Raw genomic sequence first — 16,511 nt, forward strand, 5'->3', positions numbered from 1 at the left:
TCCCCCGCTCGCCATTGATTGTGTGTTAACGGATTGTTATGGTGTTTTTCTGTTCAACGGCGCAGCACCGCTGCTGTTTGAAGGGAGAGATCATGACGGCATTGGCAACGCTCCGGGACGTCGGCTTCGAAGAGTGGCTGGGGAAAATCAACACCGCCTGCGGCCGATTCTGCGCGAAAACGTTGGGGCCCGGCTTCAGCGGGGCGATGCAGGAGTTTCGCGCCCATGCCCTGCGCCTGAGCGTGGTCGACGTGTCTCAGGCCCGGCTGTACCGCACGCCGCGTGAGATCGCCCGCAGCGACGGCGCGCACTTTTTCACCGTCATCCAGCTGCGCGGCAGCGCGTTGATGGAGCAGGGCGATCGCCAAACGCTGCTCTCTCCCGGCGACATGACGCTGATCGATGCCTCACGGCCCAGCAGCTTCACCTTCCAGCGCGATTCGCGCCAAATATCCCTGTTGTTGCCGCGCGGCTGCCTGCCGCTGCCGCCGCCCTGCGCCCAGCGTCTGGGGGCCGAGCTCAGCGCGGTGCGCCTTAGCCGCCAGCTGGTGCTGAGCAGCATGCAGGATCCTCAGCTCGCCGCGGCGGAAAGCGAGGCGGTGCTGAATGCGCTGGCGGCGCTGCTGCGCCCGGCGTTGGCGCTCGAACAGGCGCGCCCAGAGGGACAACAATCGGTCTTCGACAAGGCGCTGGCGTTGATCGACAGGCATATTCAGTCGGCGCAGCTGCGCCCTGAGTGGGTGGCGGCCGAGTTGGGGGTGTCGTTACGCAGCCTGTATCGGCTGTTCGCCCGTCAGGGGCTGGTGGTGGCGCAGTACATCAGGAACCGCAGGCTGGATCTGTGCGCGCAGGCGCTGCGCAGCGCCGCCGGGCAGGAAAAGCTGGCCGGGGTCGGCCTCGACTGGGGCTTCGCCGATCACAGCCATTTCTCGACTGCTTTCAAGCAGCGTTTCGGCATGTCGCCGAGCGAATACCGTCGGCAGTATCAGTAAGTCAGGGCGCGGGCCAGGCCCGCGCCGCTTCACTCAATAGCGGATGCAGACCGATTTCGACTCGGTGTAGGCATCCAGCCAATCCGGGCCGAAATCGCGGCCGCTGCCCGACTGTTTGAACCCGCCGAACGGCATGTTCGGGTCGATCAGCGTATGGGTGTTGACCCACACGGTGCCGGCCTGAATGCGCGGCGTCAGCGCCATCGCCTGCTGCAGGCTGGTGGTCCACAGGCTGGCGGTCAGCCCGAAGTCGGTGTCATTGGCCTTGCTCAGCGCCTCTTCGGCGCTCGCCACACGGATCAGGTTGACCACCGGGCCGAACACTTCCTCGCGCGTCAGGTTCAGCCGATCGTCCGGGTTGATCACCAGCGTCGGCGGAATGTAGAAGCCGTTGGCGTCCGGCCCGGCCGCGCCGCCGATAAGCTCGGCGTTTTTCGCCCGGGCGTCGTCCAGGTAGGCCGCCACCTTGTTGCGGTGCGCGAGCGACACCAGCGGGTTGATTTGCGCGCCGGTATCCATCCCCGGCCCGACCGACAGCGATTTCACCGCCTGTTCGAATCCGGCTACCAGCCGATCATAAATCGGCGCTTCAATATAAATTCGCGAGCTGGCGGCGCACACCTGCCCTTGGTTGAGGAAACTGCCGAGCATCAGGCCTTCGATCACCTGCTGCGGATCGGCATCTTTCAGCACGATGGCCGGGTTTTTGCCGCCCAGCTCCAGCGTCACGCGGGTCAGGCGATCCGCCGCCGCGCGCGCGATGCTTTTGCCCACCGGGGTGGAGCCGGTAAAGCTGACTTTGGCGATCAGCGGATGTTCGGTCAGCGCCTTGCCGCACACGGTGCCGCGGCCGGTGACCACGTTGAACACGCCCGGCGGCACGCCGGCTTCGCTCGCCAGTTCGGCGATGCGCAGCAGGGTGAGCGGGGTGGTTTCCGACGGCTTGATGACGATGGAGCAGCCCGCCGCCAGCGCCGGCATCACTTTCCACATGCCGATCATCAGCGGGAAGTTCCAGGGCACGATGCCGGCGACCACGCCGATCGGCTCTTTGCGGGTATAAACCTGATATTTGGCGCCCGGCGGCATCGGAATGGAGACGTCCAGCGTCTGGCCGGTGATTTTGGTCGCCAGCCCGGCGGTGTAACGCATCCAGTTCAGGGTGCTGCCGACTTCGAAAGCGCGGGCGATGTTGATGGATTTGCCCTGCTCCAGGGTTTCGAGCTGCGCCAGCTCTTCGGCGTGCTGCTCCACCAGATCGGCGAAGCGCAGCAGGATGCGTTCGCGCTCTACCGGCAGACGCTGCGCCCAGACGCCTTCGCTGAAGGCTTTGTGGGCGGACTGCACCGCCAGCGCGACGTCGTGTTCGTTGGCGTCGGCGGTGGTGGCGATCTGCTGCCCATTGGCGGGGTTATACACCGCCAGGCGGCCTTCCGCGGCGGACGCGCGCCACTGGCCGTCGATATACAGCCCATGCTGACGATCGAGAAAACGCGACACGCTATCCAGCACGGCTACGGTATTGTCAGACATACATCCTCCGATCAGGCTCATCAGGTTATCGTTAACCCTGAGAGTCTAGATCAGCGGTAAAGCGGCGGCTTTGCTCTGCCTGACATTCGGTTTGTCCTGCGTGTCATTTTGCCGTGACGGAACAGTAAACCGCGGCCGGCGGGCGCCGGCCGGGAGGGATCACGAGCTCAGGGTCGCCAGACGGGTGGCGAAACCGAGGAACAGCAGGCCGATCAGGCCGTTGCCGAGCTTCGCCAGGCCTTTCTTGTGGTTGAAGAAATGCGCCAGCATCGCGCCGGAGAAGATCAGCGTGCTCATGTAGATAAAGCTGACGGCTTCGAGGATCAGCGCCAGAATGGTGAACGACAGCCCGGTGTGCGCGTAGTTGAAGTCGATGAACTGCACGAAGAACGACACGTAAAACAGAATAGCTTTCGGGTTGGTCAGGCTCAGCGTCAGCGACTTGCGCAGAATGCTGTGGCCGCCTTCAATTTGCTGCTGTTGCGCCTGCGCCTGCTGCACGAAGGTGGCGTAGAGGATTTTTGCGCCGAGGAACAGCAGGTAAATCGCGCCGAGAAAACGTACCAGGGTAAACAGGAACGGCGTGGTGCGGATCAGCGAAGCCACGCCGATATAGGCGCAGAAGATCAGGATCGCATCGCCGATAAACACGCCCAGCGCCGCGGTATAGCCGGCGCGCACGCCGCGCGATACGCCGGTTTTCAGCACGTACAGCGTATTCGGCCCCGGCAGAATGATGATGAAGACCACCCCGGCCAAATAGGTCCATAAATTCAGGACGCCAAAACTCTCTAACACAATAACCTCTCCATGCGCGCAACTAACAGGCAGAAACACTGGCCACGCCCGTGGCCGGCCGCGATCCTAACGCCGTGCAACCGGGTTGGCAACGTAATAAACTTCATGTTGTTGGTTAAAAATTGTCGAAACATTGTTGAAAACGTTGGCATCGAATTAAAAAGCAAGAGTCGGCGTGTTTCGCCAATGGCCCGTCACTATGCTGGTTAACATCGAAACCGCAGTGAGGAACGGATGATGAAAAACGTAATCGACAGCGCCGATCCGCGCTGGCTGGCGATCGTCAGCCGCGACAAGCACGCCGACGGCCGCTTTATCTACGCGGTGAAAACCACCGGCGTGTATTGCTCTCCTTCCTGCCCGTCACGCCAGCCGAATCGGCAAAACGTGGAGCTGTTCGACGATGCGGAGCAGGCGGAGGCGGCGGGTTATCGGCCCTGCAAACGCTGCCGGCAAGGGCTGACGCCGCTGACGGAACAGCATGCGCGGCAGATAGCCGCGGCCTGCCGCTATATCGAACGGGCGGAAAAAGCGCCGTCGCTGCAGACGCTGGCGCGCCACGTCGGGTTGAGCCAATACCATTTCCACCGGCTGTTCAAAGCGATCACCGGCCTGACGCCGAAAGGCTACGCCGATGCGCAGCGCAGCCAGCGCTTGCGCGCCGGTCTTACACAGCGGGAAACGGTGACCGACGCGATCTTCGACGCCGGCTATGGCGCCAATGGCCGCTTCTACCAGCAGGCCAACGCCGCGCTGGGCATGACGCCGAAGGCCTATCGGGCGGGCGGCAAAGGCATGCGCATCCATTTCGCCGTCGGGCGCTGTTCGCTGGGCGAGATCCTGGCGGCGCAGAGCGAGGTGGGCATCTGCGCTATTCTGCTGGGGGACGATGCGCAGCAGCTGGTGCAGGATCTGCAGGACAAATTCCCCAACGCCGAGCTGATCGGCGGCGATGCGCAGTATGAAGCGCTGATGGCGCAGGTGGTGGGCCTGATTGAAGCGCCGGAGAACGGGCTGGCGCTGCCGCTGGATATTCGCGGCACCGCGTTTCAACAGCGAGTCTGGCGGGCGCTGCAGGCGATACCGGTCGGCGAAACCGTCAGCTATGCCGATATCGCCCGGCGCATTGGGGCGCCCAAAGCGGTGCGCGCGGTGGCCGGCGCCTGCGCCGCCAACATGCTGGCGGTGGCGATCCCCTGCCACCGGGTGGTGCGCAACGACGGCGCCTTGTCCGGCTATCGCTGGGGCGTCGAGCGCAAGAAAGCCTTGCTGGAAAAAGAGGCGCAGCGATGAGCGGCGGGCTGGCGGCTCGGCTGGCCGAATTGGACTGGGCGGCGATCGAGCGCGAACTCGATGCGCAGGGCTGCGCGCGGCTGCCCGGCGTGCTCAGCCAAGAGCTGTGCCGCGAGCTGACAGCGCTCTACCCGCAGGATGCGCACTTCCGCAGCCGCATCGTAATGGCGAAGCACGGTTTTGGCCGCGGCGAGTACCGCTATTTCGCCTATCCGCTGCCGTCGCCGGTGGCCGAGGCGCGCAGCCTGATGTATGCACGGCTGGCGCCGGTGGCCAACCGCTGGAACGCCTTGTTGGGCCTGGCGGCGCGCTATCCCGCCGAACACGAAGCCTACCTGGCCGAATGCCACCGGGCCGGCCAACGGCGGCCGACGCCGCTGCTGTTGCGCTACGAAACAGGGGATTACAACTGCCTGCATCAGGATCTGTACGGCGAGCGGGTGTTTCCGCTGCAGGTGGCGTTTTTGCTCTCCGTCCCCGAACGGGATTTCACCGGCGGCGAATTTGTGCTGACCGAACAGCGGCCGCGGATGCAGAGCCGGCCGGAGGTGGTGCCACTGCAGCAGGGCGACGCGGTGGTGTTCGCCGTGCATCACCGGCCGGTGGCGGGAATGAAAGGTTACTATCGGGTCAATCTGCGCCACGGCGTCAGCCGGATACGCACCGGCCAACGCCATACGCTAGGGGTGATCTTTCACGACGCGCTATAGCTTGCGCGCCAGCAGGGTGGCGAAGCGCAGCGAGATGCGGTTGCCGTTGGCGTCGGTCTTATGCAGTTGGCCGACGTCTTCGTTGTATTTGAGGATTTCCCAGTCGCGATAATAATGCTTCAGCTCACCCGGGCTGAAGGTGAACGGGAACGGCAGCGGGCAGGGATAATCTTCGGTATCCATCGCCGCCACGATCAGGTTATGGCCGCCGCGCACGGTGCTGTCCTGCATGTTTTGCACGATATGCGGGATTTGCTGCCGCTCGAGGAACATCAACACCACGGTGGACAGGATGAAGTCATATTCGCCGCTGAAGCGGTGAGTATTGAGATCCTGCACCCCGGCGCGCAGGCGGGTCAGCTGCTCGGCGTCGACGATCTGGTTGAGGCGAGCTATCGACGGCGCGTGCTTGTCCCAGGCGGTGACGTCGAAACCTTTCAGATTGAGATAGAGCGAATTGCGGCCGCCGCCGCAGCCCAGATCCAGCGCCTTGCCCGGCGCGATGCGCGCCGCCGCCTCGATCACTTCGGAGTGGGTGCGCGTCAGTTCGTATTTCTTGTGGTAGTAATCTTCCGGCGTGCAGTAAAACGCCAGCCGGCAGGTCATGTCGTCCGAGAAGGAAACGATGCGATGCCACTGCTGCGGCGCGATAAACGGCGGCTGGCTTTCGGGGCTGAACTGCCAGGTTTCGGTGGTGGCGCCGTCTTCGGTCATCATGGCGAACGTCAGGTTGCCGCTCAGCACGGTGAGCTTCGCCCAGGTGCCGCTCTGGGTGTTGTGGCGCTGGCGGAAGGCTTCCGGCAGCGTATCGCTGTTCCATTCCGGCAGGGTTTTATAGCAAAGCAACTGCTGCTCCATAGGGGGCTCCTCTGGCTGGGTGAGCAAAGTGATTTATATGATGTATATAAAATACATCTTTATGCGTCATTTGAAAATCCCGAGCTTCGATAACCTATTGCTACAAACGGCGGCGCATACGGGTGGTGACCGCATCGAAACCTAACTTGGAATACAGGCGTGCGGCCGTCGGATTATCGTTGAACACCGTCAGTTCGGCATATTCCGCCCCCTGTGCTCTCGCCGCGTCCAGCACCGCGTTTAGTACCCGTTCGCCATAACCTTTGCCACGCCAGGCGTGTGTCACTTCAAAATCATAGATAAACAGCTGCTTACCGAAGGTTCGTTGCTCAATGGCGTACCAGACGGTGGCGATGCTGTCCTCGACATTCGGCAGTCTCGCGCATACCAACCGTTGATCGGGCATCGCCAGCCCTCGTTTGAAATTGGCTTCGGCCTCGATCAACGCGTGTTCCTGGCTGAGCTGAAACGAACGCGCCAAATCGTCTGCGTAAGCCTTTACCCCGTATTTACGGTAGTGATCCAGTTCCTGCGTCGTCATTTCTTTGAGTTCGATCATTTTGTTCTCCCTGCGTTGTTGGGTATTTCCCGGCCCACCTGTGCGGCGGAACGGGTATATTTATACTGGATTGTGCGCGGCGGCTGGGCTAATTTCAGTGCTGTTCATGTCATCACGTTCAGGGAAAAGATGCCGATACCTCGTTTATTCCACCCGATGCCCTTCCGTTGGCTGAGCCTGGCCGCGCTGCTGGCGCTGGCGGGCTGTACCAGCAAGACCACCACCACGGCGCCGGCGGCGCGTCCCGCCGACGTCAAAGCCCGACTGATGACGCTGATCCCGGCCAACGCCGGCGATCGTCAGGGCTGGGCCACCGATATTACCGCCGCCTTTGCCGCGCAGGGCATCGAACCGAGCGATGAGAACCTGTGTTCGGTGCTGGCGGTGACCGAACAAGAGTCGACGTTCCAGGCTAACCCGCAGGTGCCGGGGCTGCCGAAGATCGCCTGGAAAGAGATCGACCGCCGCGCCGATCAGATGCACATCCCGAACTTTTTGGTGCATACCGCGTTGAAGATCTCGTCGTCGAACGGCCAGAGCTACAGCGAGCGTCTGGATAAGGTGCGCACGGAGAAGGATCTGAGCGATATCTTCGATGACATGATCGACCGCGTGCCGATGGGACAGAAACTGTTCGGCCATTTGAACCCGGTACATACCGGCGGCCCGATGCAGGTGAGCATCGCCTTCGCCGAGGCGCACGCCAAAGGGTATCCTTATCCGGTCGACGGCTCGATTCGCCGCGAAGTTTTCAGCCGGCGCGGCGGTATGTACTTCGGCATTATGCATTTGCTGGGGTACCCGGCCGATTACAGCCGGCCGATTTACCGCTTTGCCGACTTCAACGCCGGCTGGTACGCCAGCCGCAACGCGGCGTTCCAAAACGCGGTCAGCCGGGCGAGCGCCATTCCGCTGGCGCTGGACGGCGATCTGATCGACTTCAGCAGCGACAAGCCCGGCTCGACCGAGCTGGCGGTGCGCACGCTCGGCAAGCGCCTGAACATGAGCGACAGCGCCATTCGCCGGGCGCTTGAGAAAGGCGATACGGCTGACTTTGCCGATACCGACCTGTATAAGAAGGTCTTTGCGTTGGCGGGCGGCAAGCTGCCGCGTGAGATGCTGCCGGGCATTCAGCTGGAAAGCCCGAAAATCACCCGCAAGCTGACCACCGCCTGGTTCGCCAAGCGGGTGGATGAACGCCGCCAGCGTTGCATGGCGCGCGCCGGCGGGTAACGGCATGAAAAACGCCGCCGGCAGCCTGAACCACCGGCGGCGCGATCATCGCGTCTCAGGCGCTGCGGCGCGGGTTGGTCAGGCCGAAGTTAAAGCTGTTGCAGCGATTACAGAACTCTTTCATCACTGGCGGCGTGTCCATCATCGGCACTTTCACCTCGATAAACGCCAGCCGATCCTGCCGCGAGGCGTGTTCCAGGGCCATTTCCAACTGTTGTGTGGTTTCCACCGCCACGCTGAACGGCTGCGCCTGGGTATTCAATACCGCCGGCAGTTTGGCGTAGTCCCACGGGCTGATGTCGTTGTAGGACGAGTTTTCGCCGAGGATATAGCGTTCGATGGTGTAACCGTCATTGTTGATCAGGAAGATGATCGGTTTTTGTTCACAGCGCAGCAGGGTGGACACTTCCTGCGCGGTAAGCTGGAAGGAGCCGTCGCCGATGAACAGCAGGTGACGGCGTTCAGGAGCCGCCATCAGGGTGCCGAGCAGCGCCGGCAGGGTATAACCGATCGAGCCCCAAATCGGTTGGTTGACCACCTTGACGCCGCCCGGCATGCGCATGCCGCCGATGGCCGCGCCCGAGGTGCCGTTTTCCACCACCACCACATCATCCGCCTGAATGAAGCGTTGGATCCGCCGCCACAGATAGGCCTGGTCGAGAGGCGCGTCGCTCGGCGTCGCCAGCTTGTCACGCGGATCGGCCAGCGGTGATAAAGGCTGCGCCGGCGCGTCTTCGCTCAGATCCAACAGCGCCTGCAGCAGATCCGCCGTCGACACCGCCGGGTAGGAAGTCTTGTCCAGCGTCATCGAGAACGGCTGAATATCTACCTGAGCGGCGGCGGGAATTTGCTGCGAGAAATAGCCGGTGGTGGAGTCCACCAGACGCACGCCGAAACTCAGCACGCAGTCCGAGTGGGCCATGCGTTCATAGAGTTCGGGGCGCGATAGGTTGCCGCTGTAGCCGCCCATCCAACCGGCGGTATCTTCCGGAATAATGCATTTGGCGGTTGGCATATTGGTCAGCGGAATGGCAAAGCGGTGAGCGACGGCGATAACCTGCTGCTGCAACCGATAACGATCCACCATTTGGTCGACCAATATGATCGGGCGCTGTGCGCGTTTTATTTTGGTTAACAGCGCCATCGCCGCTAATTGCACATTGTATTTATCGCTCGCCGGCAACTGCGGCGGTGCTGCGGCTGCGGCAACTTCAATTTCGACATCGCAAATATCAGACGGCAGCTGTAAATATACCGGTTTCTTCTCTATCCAGGCGCGAGAAATAACGCGTGGAATTTCCTGAGCGGCATTTTCCGGCGTGATCAGAGCCTGAGCGACGGTGAATTGTTTAAAGCAGTTCATGACGTTGTCGAAATTGCCGTCGCCCAGGGTATGGTGCAATAGCTGATGATTCTTCATCGCGTGCAGCGGCGGCGTGCCGGCGATGCAGACCACAGGTGAAGATTCGGCATAGGCGCCGGCGATGCCGGACAACGCGGCCAGATCGCCGACGCCGTAGGTGACGATCAGCGCGCCGGCGCCTTTCATCCGTGCGTAGCCGTCAGCGGCGTAGGAGGCGTTCAATTCATTGCAGTTGCCGACAAATGTCAGCCGTTCGTCGCTTTCCAACAGCTCCAGCAGGCTGAGGTTATAGTCGCCGGGCACGCCGTAAATACGATCGACGCTCAGGGCATGAAGCTGTTGCAGAATGAATGACCCGATAGTTATTTTCATTGATTGCTCCGGATTATTTATCTTTATTTTGTCAGGCGAAAATCAGCAAAAATAAATTGCTGGCGATGTTGTGTCGTTAGCATTAACAGTTATTTAAAGTCTCGGCTTGTTCAAGATAAGGAGGGCGGCCGGTGAATAGGCGGTTTGTATTCGGCGCTTTACGCGAATGAGTAATACATAAAAAGTAGGGTTATTGGATTTTGGGAAGAGACGGTATTTTTCATTGACGGTATATCGGCAGAGAAGCGGCGGCGCATTGGCATTTATCGTGATGCAGGGCGAGACATCCGGTACTTTTGACGCCGCGTTAAATCCCATCGGGTGGCGTAACGCTTTTTGCCTGGGAAAGAAAAGCAGAACCTGGCGTAAAGGGGGATTTTGGTGATCCGCCGCACGCTTATTTCATGAAACCACTCTGTAACTAATAAAAAACAAAAAATTAACAATGAGGTTTTTTTATTCGGTCATGGTTGTCAGTTTTGCTTTACAGATGCCGCAATGCGCGCCGCGTCGGGCTGGTGTAAAAATGGGCCGTCACGGGCGTTAATATAACGTGGCGGTCATCACATTCTGTGGGAAGTGATACGTAAACTTTTCTCTACGTGTGCACGGATGGCGTATACCTACCAGAGGGGATCATGTCCCATTAGCGCTGGCCTGAGAGGGGGAAGTGTGATGAAAGGCTATCGACATATTTTGGTACTGATTCATAACGAGCGTGATGGGCTGCCGTTGCTGAGTCAAGCGGCGGCGATGGTGCGCGGGCAGCCAATCGCCCTCACTGTCGGCCATCTTAACGCCGACTATGCGGAACTGGAGTACGGCAGCGATGCGTTAATCAAGGATCGCCAGGCGCAGGAAGTGATCGCCGCCAAGGCGATGCTGAGCCGGTTGGTGAGCGCCGTCGATGTGCCGGTCGCGGTCAAGGAGATTGTCACCATAAGGCGCTTTAAGGACGTGAGCGATTTTATTCACCAGGCCGGCATCGATCTGGTGGTGGTCGGGCACCAAAACCGCCTGTTCGGCCTCTATTCCTCTTATTCCCTGGCGTTTGTGAACCGTCTCGATGTCGATGTGTTGGTCAAGCACCTTGCTCGCGAGTCGCGTGCGACAAAGCGGACTTTTCCCACGGTTTTGCCGCCCGAAAGGCGATAGCATGCGGATATCGGTACGGTCTGTCATGAATTATTGGGCATTTTCCGGTGCTAAACTTAACCAAAGCACAACGGGCGTTGGATAAATTAGATACGGCTTGATCTTGCCCAAGCTATCGGTAAAAATCTGCGGCCGTATTTTTACAGGAGCTTTACGATGTTTCTAAAACGGACTCTTTTGGCGTGTTCTCTGGCGTTGATATTTCCTGCACTGCCTTCTTACGCTGAGGTTGGTGCAGAAAGTGGCAATGCCGCACAGGCTGAAAAACCGGGTTTATGGCAGCGTTTTACCGATAACGTGGCGGAGACCTGGAACAACTCGCCTAACCACGATCTCTATATCCCGGCCATCACCTGGCACAACCGTTGGACTTATGATGATGAGCATATCGATAAGTACAACGAACGCCCGTGGGGCGCCGGTTACGGCATCTCCCGCTACGACAGCGACGGTGACTGGCACGGCATCTATATCATGGCGTTCAAGGACTCCTTCAACAAATGGGAGCCGATCGGCGGTTACGCCTACGAGAAGATCTGGCGCCCGCTGGATGACAAGGATTTTCGCCTGGGGCTGGGCTTCACCGCCAGCGTCACCGCGCGCGACAACTGGAATTACATCCCTATTCCGGCGCCGCTGCCGCTGGCCTCTATCGGCTATCAGCGGCTGACGTTCCAGGCGACCTACATTCCCGGCACCTATAACAACGGCAACGTGTTCTTCGCCTGGCTGCGCTGGCAGTTCTAAACTTCCTGAATTCCGAAAAACGGCGCGGCGGCGAGATAAAAGGAACTTGTCGCCGCCGACGGCGTCGGAAGGGTATCCCGGCGCGCTGCGCCGATTGCATGCCGTTATGACAGGAGTTTCACCACTATGATCACCAAACATCGTTTATTGCTGGCTTTGGCGCTGTCCGCTACCCTGGCCAGCGGTGCCTCCCAGGCCGCCGGGCTGATGGATTCCCTCAGCAGCGCAGCGGGCGAACTGAGCAAGTCGGGCGGCGACAGCAGCGGCGGCATGTCGCTCTCCTCGTTGACCGGCCTGCTGAACGGCGGCGACAAGGCGTTGAGCTCCAGCAGCATGACCAATGCCGCCGGTATCCTGCAGTACTGCGTGAAAAACAATGTGCTGTCGGCTAACGGCGCCGAAGGGGTGAAAGATCAGCTGCTCAGCAAGCTGGGCATCACCAGCACCGAAAACGCCAAGAGCCAGGATTATCAGCAGGGCCTGGGCGGCTTGCTGCAGACCGGCGAAGGCAAGAGTCTGGATCTGAACAGCCTGGGCACCTCGCAGATCACCGAGAAGGTGAAGCAAAAAGCCTGCGATCTGGTGCTGAAACAGGGCAAATCCTTTATTTCATGATGAGCGAACGGCGGAGCGCTCCGCCGTTCGTTTTTGCATAAGCTGAAAAAATGAAAAAAACGTTGATGCTTTCCCTGCTGGCAGGGATGACGATGTTGCAGGGGTGTTCCGTGAAATCCAATGAGGCGCCGCCACCGCCGCAGGTGAAACCGATCGGCATGGCGAACCCGGCCGACGTGTACTGCACCCAAATCGGCGGCAAGTTGAACGCCAAAGAGAATGCGGCAGGCCAGTATTCCACCTGTACCTTGCCGAGTGGGCAGGAAATTGAAAGCTGGGAACTGTTCCGCCGCGATCATCCGGTGAAAAAGTAACCCTATGCGGCGCCGGCTCTTCCGCCCGGCGCCCGATCAGAATTGGCGATCGCCTATCGGCTGCAGCTGCAGGCTGCCATCCTTCTGTGGCGTCAGCGGCATGCGCCAATCGCGCTGTTTATCCAGGTTGAACGGCCGGGAGCGGAACATGCAGCCGGTCTTGATGTTCTTGATTTTCATCACGTGTTCCGCGTCCGCATTGATTTTTACCTCGAAGCTGCCGGCGGGCGGAATAAAGACTTCCGCCAGCTGTTGCGGCGCCGCCGGCGTTTCCAGTTTGACCAGCACCGCGAAATCGTTGCCCTGATTATCCAGCGTCAGCCGATGCAGGCCGGATGCGGGCAGCCGCGTCGGCTGATGCAGATAACCGGCTGAGGCGGGCCACGGCTGGCCGGCATTGTCGTGCAACGGCCCACCGCACTGTTCGCGCGCCTCTCGCAGCGGCATTTCGCGCTTGATTGCGCGATTGTAATCGGCGGGGGCGGCGAGGCTGAATTCGTCGTCATATTGGTGGGCGTGCAGATAGCGCTTGGCGCCGAGCACCCCAACGGCGACCAGCATGAAGAACAAAAATATCCTCAGGCGATTTTTGAAAATCAGTCCGAACAGCTTCCCGGGGAGTTGAAACAGCCACCTTGCGATCGTCAATAACATTGTTTTCCCTTAGCGCCCAAGCCGTTACGTCTGCGGTAACTTCGCTTGCCTCAGTATAGCCAACATCCCGCAGGCGAAAATCCTGCCCGGCGATTTTTCTTCCGCCCTGGATTGTACGTTTTTGTTTGTTTGTGTACATTTATGATCACTTTTAGCGTCACCGGATTGACATGATGTCCAAACTGTTACCGAATGAGCGTCACCAGGCCATTCTTGACACGCTCCGCCAACAGGGGCGGGTGCTGGCCCTGGAGATGGCGCAGCGGCTGAACACCACCGAAGCGACCATCCGCCGCGATCTGCGCCAGCTGGCGGCGCAGAACCTGTGCAAACGCATCTATGGCGGCGCGCTGGCGCCGACGCCGGCCGAGGGGCCCGTTGCGACGCGCATTGCGCTCAGCGGTGACGAGAAGCTGGCGCTGGCGCAAACCGCGCTGGGGGTGATCGGTGAAGAACAGCTGATCTTCCTCGACGCCGGCAGCACCCACCTGTATCTGGCGGATCTGTTGCCGCGCGATCGGCGTTTAACGGTGGTGACCAATGCATTGAGCATCGCCGGCAAAATGCTGGAGCGGCCGGGGATCCGCACCATCCTGATCGGTGGCGAGTTGGATGCGCAGGTCGGCGGCTGCGTGGACGCCAAGGCCGCGGAAGAAATCGACGGTTTCCATTTCGATTTGGTGTTCACCGGCATTTGCGCCTACGACCCGGCCGGCGGCTTCTCCGCGTTGAGCTACCAGGACGCCACCTTCAAAAAGCGGCTGTTGACGCGCGCCGGCAGCGTGGCGGTGCTGTGCACCCGCGACAAGCTCAATACCTACGCCCCGTACCCCTTCCTGCCCGCCGGGCGGGTGGATCATCTGGTGACGGCGCGCGGCGCGCACCCGCAGCTTGAGCTGCAGGTGGCGCAGGGCGGCGGCCAGGTTTGGCACAGCGATTTACCGACCGGAGAATGATGATGAAAATAGCCCATGTTGCTCTGTGGACCCGTGACATCGACGCGCAGCTGGCGTTCTGGCAGCGCTATTTCAACGGTGCAGCGGGGGAGGAGTACGTCAGCCGCAACCGGCCGGGGTTCGTTTCCCGCTTCGTCAGCCTGGCGGCAGGGCCGACGCTGGAGATCATGCGCGTGCCGACGTTGCTGCCGGCGCAGGCGCAGGAGGAGCGGGTCGGTTGGGCGCACATCGCGCTGTCGCTGGGGGATGAGCGGCAGGTCGATCGGTTGGCGCAGCGCGCGCAGCAGGAGGGCATTTTGCTGTCCGCGCCGCGCTGGACCGGCGACGGTTTCTACGAGGCCGTCATTCGCGATCCAGACGGCAATGCGATCGAAATCACCGCCTGATCACTCTTCTTCAATGCTGGCGAACTGCTCGCCCAGATAGTCGAGCAGCAGCCGCACCGCCGGGAGCAGGCCGCGGCGCGACGGGTAAACCGCATGCACCACGCCGCCCTGCGGCTGCCAGCCCGGCAACAGTTGCACCAGCTCGCCGCGCAGCATGTCGTCGCGCATCATCATCGCCGGCAACTGGACGATGCCGGCGCCGGCGATGGCGGCGGTGCGCAGCATCAGCATGTCGTCGGTGACCAGCCGCGGCGTGTGCTCCCACTCCACCCGTTCACCCTGCGGGCCGGTCAGCCGCCATTGGTGCTGACCGCGCGCCGGGCCGAGATCGAGCGTCGGGTATTTACGCAGGTCTTCCGGCGTGTGCGCCGGCCCGAGGGTGCGCACCAGCGCCGGGCTGGCGGCGACGCACCAGGTGCGCTGCGCCAGGATTTTCAGCACCAGATCGCTGTCCTCCAGCGGCGGCGGCCGCACGCGGATCGCCAGATCCAATCCTTCCCCCACCACGTCCACCCGGCGGTTGGTGGCCTCCAGATGCACCGTCACCTTGGGATAATCGGCCATAAAGGCCGCCACCATGCTGCCGACGCGAGTGTGCAGGATCGCCACCGGGCAGGACATGCGCACCGTGCCGCAGGGCTCGGCGCGCGTCTGTTCGATCGCCTGCTGCGCCGCTTCCGCTTCCACCAGCATCGCCTTGCAGTGCGCGTAATAGGTTTGGCCGACCTCAGTCACCGAGAAGCGCCGCGTCGAACGCTGGATCAGGCGCACGCCCAACCGCTCCTCCAGCAGCGCCACGCGGCGGCTGAGCTTGGATTTGGGAATGCCCAGCGCCCGGCCGGCGGGGGCGAATCCCTGGTGATCGACCACGCTGGCGAAGAAAAACAGATCGTTCAGATCGGTCAGCATCGTATCCCTTATCGTTCTATCAGTAGAACGCTGAGTGTACATCTTGCCTACTACTGCAGCAAACTCCGGCGGATTAAACTTCTGACATCAACTTAAGGCCGTGAGGTCTGAAACGGGAGTTCAAGATGAAAAAAATCCTCGGTATTCACAACAGCCCGGAAGCACATTGGGTCGGTAACGGTTTCCTGGTGAATTCGCTGTTCTCTTATAACGATTTGGGGGCGGAAATGAGCCCGTTCCTGCTGCTGGATCACGCGGCGCCAACCAAATTCCGCTCCGCCTCCGGCACCCGTGGCGTGGGTCAGCACCCGCATCGCGGGTTTGAAACGGTGACCATCGTCTATCAGGGCGAAGTGGAACACCGCGACTCGACCGGCAGCGGCGGGGTGATTGGCCCCGGCGACGTCCAGTGGATGACCGCCGCCTCCGGCATCCTGCACGAAGAGTTCCATTCGCGGGACTTCTCGCGCAAGGGCGGCACCATGGAAATGGTGCAGCTGTGGGTCAACCTGCCGGCCAAGGACAAAATGGCCGAGCCGGGTTACCAGACGCTGTTGAACGCCGATATTCCGGTGGTTCCGCTGGCGGACGGCGCAGGGCAGGTGCGGGTGATCGCCGGTGATTTTGGCGGCCACGCCGGCCCGGCACGCACTTTCAGCCCGCTCAACGTGTGGGACATGAAGCTGAATGCCGGCCATACCACCACGCTGACGGTGAAAGAAGGCCATACGCTGGCGCTGGTGATGCTGCACGGCGCGATCCTGGTCAACGGCGAAGACGTGGTACGTGAAACCCAAATGGTGCGTTTCGACCGGGCGGGGGATTCGATCACCATCGAAGCCAACAACGACGTCGCGCTGCTGGTGCTGAGCGGCGAACCGATCGATGAGCCTATCGTCGGCTACGGCCCGTTCGTCATGAACAGCGACGCGGAAATCCAGCAGGCGTTCCGCGATTTCAACAGCGGCAAGTTCGGCAGCATGAACGCCGAAGCGAGCGCCGGTTGAACTTTGGCGCCTGGGGCGGGCCGTGTTTCCCGGCTCAGGCGCTACACTTAAACCTCA

Annotated in this window: 19 protein-coding genes; 11 read left to right on the plus strand and 8 right to left on the minus strand. The window is 61.0% G+C overall.

From position 1 onward, the window contains the following. Nucleotides 1-92 precede the first annotated feature (92 nt). On the plus strand, nt 93-992 hold the full coding sequence (gene feaR / locus ACTJJ6_RS10125) for a transcriptional regulator FeaR (RefSeq protein ID WP_049299733.1): 900 nt from the start codon (nt 93-95) through the stop codon (nt 990-992). Between the two features lie 33 nt (nt 993-1,025). Here the strand turns inward: feaR and ACTJJ6_RS10130 are convergent, their stop codons facing one another. Both ACTJJ6_RS10130 and leuE read right to left on the minus strand, forming a co-directional pair. Then, nucleotides 1,026-2,525 carry an aldehyde dehydrogenase family protein gene (locus ACTJJ6_RS10130; protein WP_016928934.1) on the minus strand — a complete coding sequence of 500 codons (1,500 nt, stop codon included), beginning with the start codon at nt 2,523-2,525 and terminating at the stop codon, nt 1,026-1,028. A 159-nt stretch (nt 2,526-2,684) separates the two neighbouring features. Next, the gene (gene leuE, locus ACTJJ6_RS10135; RefSeq protein WP_049299711.1) at nt 2,685-3,323 is read right to left on the minus strand and encodes a leucine efflux protein LeuE; all 639 of its coding nucleotides are present in this window, start codon (nt 3,321-3,323) and stop codon (nt 2,685-2,687) included. A gap of 237 nt (nt 3,324-3,560) precedes the next feature. Between leuE and ada the strand changes: the two genes are divergently transcribed. Both ada and ACTJJ6_RS10145 read left to right on the plus strand, forming a co-directional pair. Next, nucleotides 3,561-4,616 carry a bifunctional DNA-binding transcriptional regulator/O6-methylguanine-DNA methyltransferase Ada gene (gene ada, locus ACTJJ6_RS10140; RefSeq protein WP_110146715.1) on the plus strand — a complete coding sequence of 352 codons (1,056 nt, stop codon included), beginning with the start codon at nt 3,561-3,563 and terminating at the stop codon, nt 4,614-4,616. Beyond that, nucleotides 4,613-5,326 (plus strand): 2OG-Fe(II) oxygenase, encoded by a 714-nt coding sequence (locus ACTJJ6_RS10145; protein WP_440801302.1) that lies wholly within the window; start codon nt 4,613-4,615, stop codon nt 5,324-5,326. The genes ada and ACTJJ6_RS10145 overlap by 4 nt, the downstream gene beginning before the upstream one ends. On the opposite strand, the gene tehB is transcribed toward ACTJJ6_RS10145, so the two are convergent. Further along, a complete protein-coding gene (tehB, locus tag ACTJJ6_RS10150; protein ID WP_016928930.1) occupies nt 5,321-6,184 on the minus strand; it encodes an SAM-dependent methyltransferase TehB in 864 nt (287 codons plus the stop codon). The two genes, ACTJJ6_RS10145 and tehB, sit on opposite strands and share 6 nt — an antisense overlap. A gap of 100 nt (nt 6,185-6,284) precedes the next feature. Continuing rightward, nucleotides 6,285-6,743 carry a GNAT family N-acetyltransferase gene (locus tag ACTJJ6_RS10155; RefSeq protein ID WP_049299708.1) on the minus strand — a complete coding sequence of 153 codons (459 nt, stop codon included), beginning with the start codon at nt 6,741-6,743 and terminating at the stop codon, nt 6,285-6,287. A 129-nt stretch (nt 6,744-6,872) separates the two neighbouring features. On the opposite strand from ACTJJ6_RS10155, the gene ACTJJ6_RS10160 reads away from it, so the two are divergent. Continuing rightward, nucleotides 6,873-7,976 (plus strand): DUF1615 domain-containing protein, encoded by a 1,104-nt coding sequence (locus tag ACTJJ6_RS10160; protein WP_079449625.1) that lies wholly within the window; start codon nt 6,873-6,875, stop codon nt 7,974-7,976. Nucleotides 7,977-8,031: 55 nt separating this feature from the next. Here the strand turns inward: ACTJJ6_RS10160 and ACTJJ6_RS10165 are convergent, their stop codons facing one another. Further along, nucleotides 8,032-9,711 (minus strand): alpha-keto acid decarboxylase family protein, encoded by a 1,680-nt coding sequence (locus tag ACTJJ6_RS10165; protein ID WP_016928928.1) that lies wholly within the window; start codon nt 9,709-9,711, stop codon nt 8,032-8,034. A gap of 675 nt (nt 9,712-10,386) precedes the next feature. Between ACTJJ6_RS10165 and ACTJJ6_RS10170 the strand changes: the two genes are divergently transcribed. From ACTJJ6_RS10170 to ACTJJ6_RS10185, 4 genes are all read left to right on the plus strand, one after another. Then, entirely contained in the window at nt 10,387-10,866 is a 480-nt protein-coding gene (locus tag ACTJJ6_RS10170; protein ID WP_016928927.1) for a universal stress protein, read from the plus strand. Between the two features lie 156 nt (nt 10,867-11,022). Beyond that, a complete protein-coding gene (pagP, locus tag ACTJJ6_RS10175) occupies nt 11,023-11,613 on the plus strand; it encodes a lipid IV(A) palmitoyltransferase PagP (RefSeq protein WP_028128205.1) in 591 nt (196 codons plus the stop codon). A gap of 126 nt (nt 11,614-11,739) precedes the next feature. After that, a complete protein-coding gene (locus tag ACTJJ6_RS10180) occupies nt 11,740-12,228 on the plus strand; it encodes a DUF2501 domain-containing protein (protein WP_033637239.1) in 489 nt (162 codons plus the stop codon). A gap of 50 nt (nt 12,229-12,278) precedes the next feature. Beyond that, nucleotides 12,279-12,542: a putative hemolysin gene (locus tag ACTJJ6_RS10185; RefSeq protein WP_016928925.1), complete on the plus strand. Its 264-nt coding sequence runs from the start codon at nt 12,279-12,281 to the stop codon at nt 12,540-12,542. A 36-nt stretch (nt 12,543-12,578) separates the two neighbouring features. Here ACTJJ6_RS10185 and ACTJJ6_RS10190 read toward each other — a convergent pair whose 3' ends face one another. Further along, nucleotides 12,579-13,103, minus strand: coding sequence for a hypothetical protein (locus ACTJJ6_RS10190; RefSeq protein WP_239505755.1), 525 nt, complete (start codon nt 13,101-13,103; stop codon nt 12,579-12,581). Beyond that, a complete protein-coding gene (locus ACTJJ6_RS10195) occupies nt 13,045-13,335 on the minus strand; it encodes a hypothetical protein (RefSeq protein ID WP_228009799.1) in 291 nt (96 codons plus the stop codon). Before ACTJJ6_RS10195 ends, ACTJJ6_RS10190 begins: the two co-directional genes overlap by 59 nt. A 34-nt stretch (nt 13,336-13,369) precedes the next feature. Between ACTJJ6_RS10195 and ACTJJ6_RS10200 the strand changes: the two genes are divergently transcribed. Both ACTJJ6_RS10200 and ACTJJ6_RS10205 read left to right on the plus strand, forming a co-directional pair. Then, nucleotides 13,370-14,152, plus strand: a complete 783-nt coding sequence (locus ACTJJ6_RS10200) for a DeoR/GlpR family DNA-binding transcription regulator (RefSeq protein WP_016928923.1) — start codon at nt 13,370-13,372, stop codon at nt 14,150-14,152. Between the two features lie 2 nt (nt 14,153-14,154). After that, nucleotides 14,155-14,538, plus strand: coding sequence for a VOC family protein (locus ACTJJ6_RS10205; RefSeq protein WP_049299704.1), 384 nt, complete (start codon nt 14,155-14,157; stop codon nt 14,536-14,538). Here ACTJJ6_RS10205 and ACTJJ6_RS10210 read toward each other — a convergent pair whose 3' ends face one another. Then, nucleotides 14,539-15,447, minus strand: coding sequence for a LysR family transcriptional regulator (locus ACTJJ6_RS10210; RefSeq protein WP_033634044.1), 909 nt, complete (start codon nt 15,445-15,447; stop codon nt 14,539-14,541). A gap of 125 nt (nt 15,448-15,572) precedes the next feature. Between ACTJJ6_RS10210 and ACTJJ6_RS10215 the strand changes: the two genes are divergently transcribed. Further along, entirely contained in the window at nt 15,573-16,454 is an 882-nt protein-coding gene (locus ACTJJ6_RS10215; RefSeq protein ID WP_016928920.1) for a pirin family protein, read from the plus strand. Nucleotides 16,455-16,511: the final 57 nt, after the last annotated feature.

This window comes from Serratia sp. 22278, from assembly GCF_052045405.1.
Lineage (GTDB): Bacteria > Pseudomonadota > Gammaproteobacteria > Enterobacterales > Enterobacteriaceae > Serratia > Serratia marcescens.

What these genes read in the sequence shown, in the direction of transcription:
- feaR (WP_049299733.1), top strand. Translation starts at nt 93, where the DNA reads ATGACGGCATTGGCAACGCTCCGGGACGTCGGCTTCGAAGAGTGGCTG.
- ACTJJ6_RS10130 (WP_016928934.1), bottom strand. Translation starts at nt 2,525, where the DNA reads ATGTCTGACAATACCGTAGCCGTGCTGGATAGCGTGTCGCGTTTTCTC.
- ada (WP_110146715.1), top strand. Translation starts at nt 3,561, where the DNA reads ATGAAAAACGTAATCGACAGCGCCGATCCGCGCTGGCTGGCGATCGTC.
- ACTJJ6_RS10145 (WP_440801302.1), top strand. Translation starts at nt 4,613, where the DNA reads ATGAGCGGCGGGCTGGCGGCTCGGCTGGCCGAATTGGACTGGGCGGCG.
- tehB (WP_016928930.1), bottom strand. Translation starts at nt 6,184, where the DNA reads ATGGAGCAGCAGTTGCTTTGCTATAAAACCCTGCCGGAATGGAACAGC.
- ACTJJ6_RS10155 (WP_049299708.1), bottom strand. Translation starts at nt 6,743, where the DNA reads ATGATCGAACTCAAAGAAATGACGACGCAGGAACTGGATCACTACCGT.
- ACTJJ6_RS10160 (WP_079449625.1), top strand. Translation starts at nt 6,873, where the DNA reads ATGCCGATACCTCGTTTATTCCACCCGATGCCCTTCCGTTGGCTGAGC.
- ACTJJ6_RS10165 (WP_016928928.1), bottom strand. Translation starts at nt 9,711, where the DNA reads ATGAAAATAACTATCGGGTCATTCATTCTGCAACAGCTTCATGCCCTG.
- ACTJJ6_RS10170 (WP_016928927.1), top strand. Translation starts at nt 10,387, where the DNA reads ATGAAAGGCTATCGACATATTTTGGTACTGATTCATAACGAGCGTGAT.
- pagP (WP_028128205.1), top strand. Translation starts at nt 11,023, where the DNA reads ATGTTTCTAAAACGGACTCTTTTGGCGTGTTCTCTGGCGTTGATATTT.
- ACTJJ6_RS10180 (WP_033637239.1), top strand. Translation starts at nt 11,740, where the DNA reads ATGATCACCAAACATCGTTTATTGCTGGCTTTGGCGCTGTCCGCTACC.
- ACTJJ6_RS10185 (WP_016928925.1), top strand. Translation starts at nt 12,279, where the DNA reads ATGAAAAAAACGTTGATGCTTTCCCTGCTGGCAGGGATGACGATGTTG.
- ACTJJ6_RS10190 (WP_239505755.1), bottom strand. Translation starts at nt 13,103, where the DNA reads ATGCTGGTCGCCGTTGGGGTGCTCGGCGCCAAGCGCTATCTGCACGCC.
- ACTJJ6_RS10195 (WP_228009799.1), bottom strand. Translation starts at nt 13,335, where the DNA reads ATGTACACAAACAAACAAAAACGTACAATCCAGGGCGGAAGAAAAATC.
- ACTJJ6_RS10200 (WP_016928923.1), top strand. Translation starts at nt 13,370, where the DNA reads ATGTCCAAACTGTTACCGAATGAGCGTCACCAGGCCATTCTTGACACG.
- ACTJJ6_RS10205 (WP_049299704.1), top strand. Translation starts at nt 14,155, where the DNA reads ATGAAAATAGCCCATGTTGCTCTGTGGACCCGTGACATCGACGCGCAG.
- ACTJJ6_RS10210 (WP_033634044.1), bottom strand. Translation starts at nt 15,447, where the DNA reads ATGCTGACCGATCTGAACGATCTGTTTTTCTTCGCCAGCGTGGTCGAT.
- ACTJJ6_RS10215 (WP_016928920.1), top strand. Translation starts at nt 15,573, where the DNA reads ATGAAAAAAATCCTCGGTATTCACAACAGCCCGGAAGCACATTGGGTC.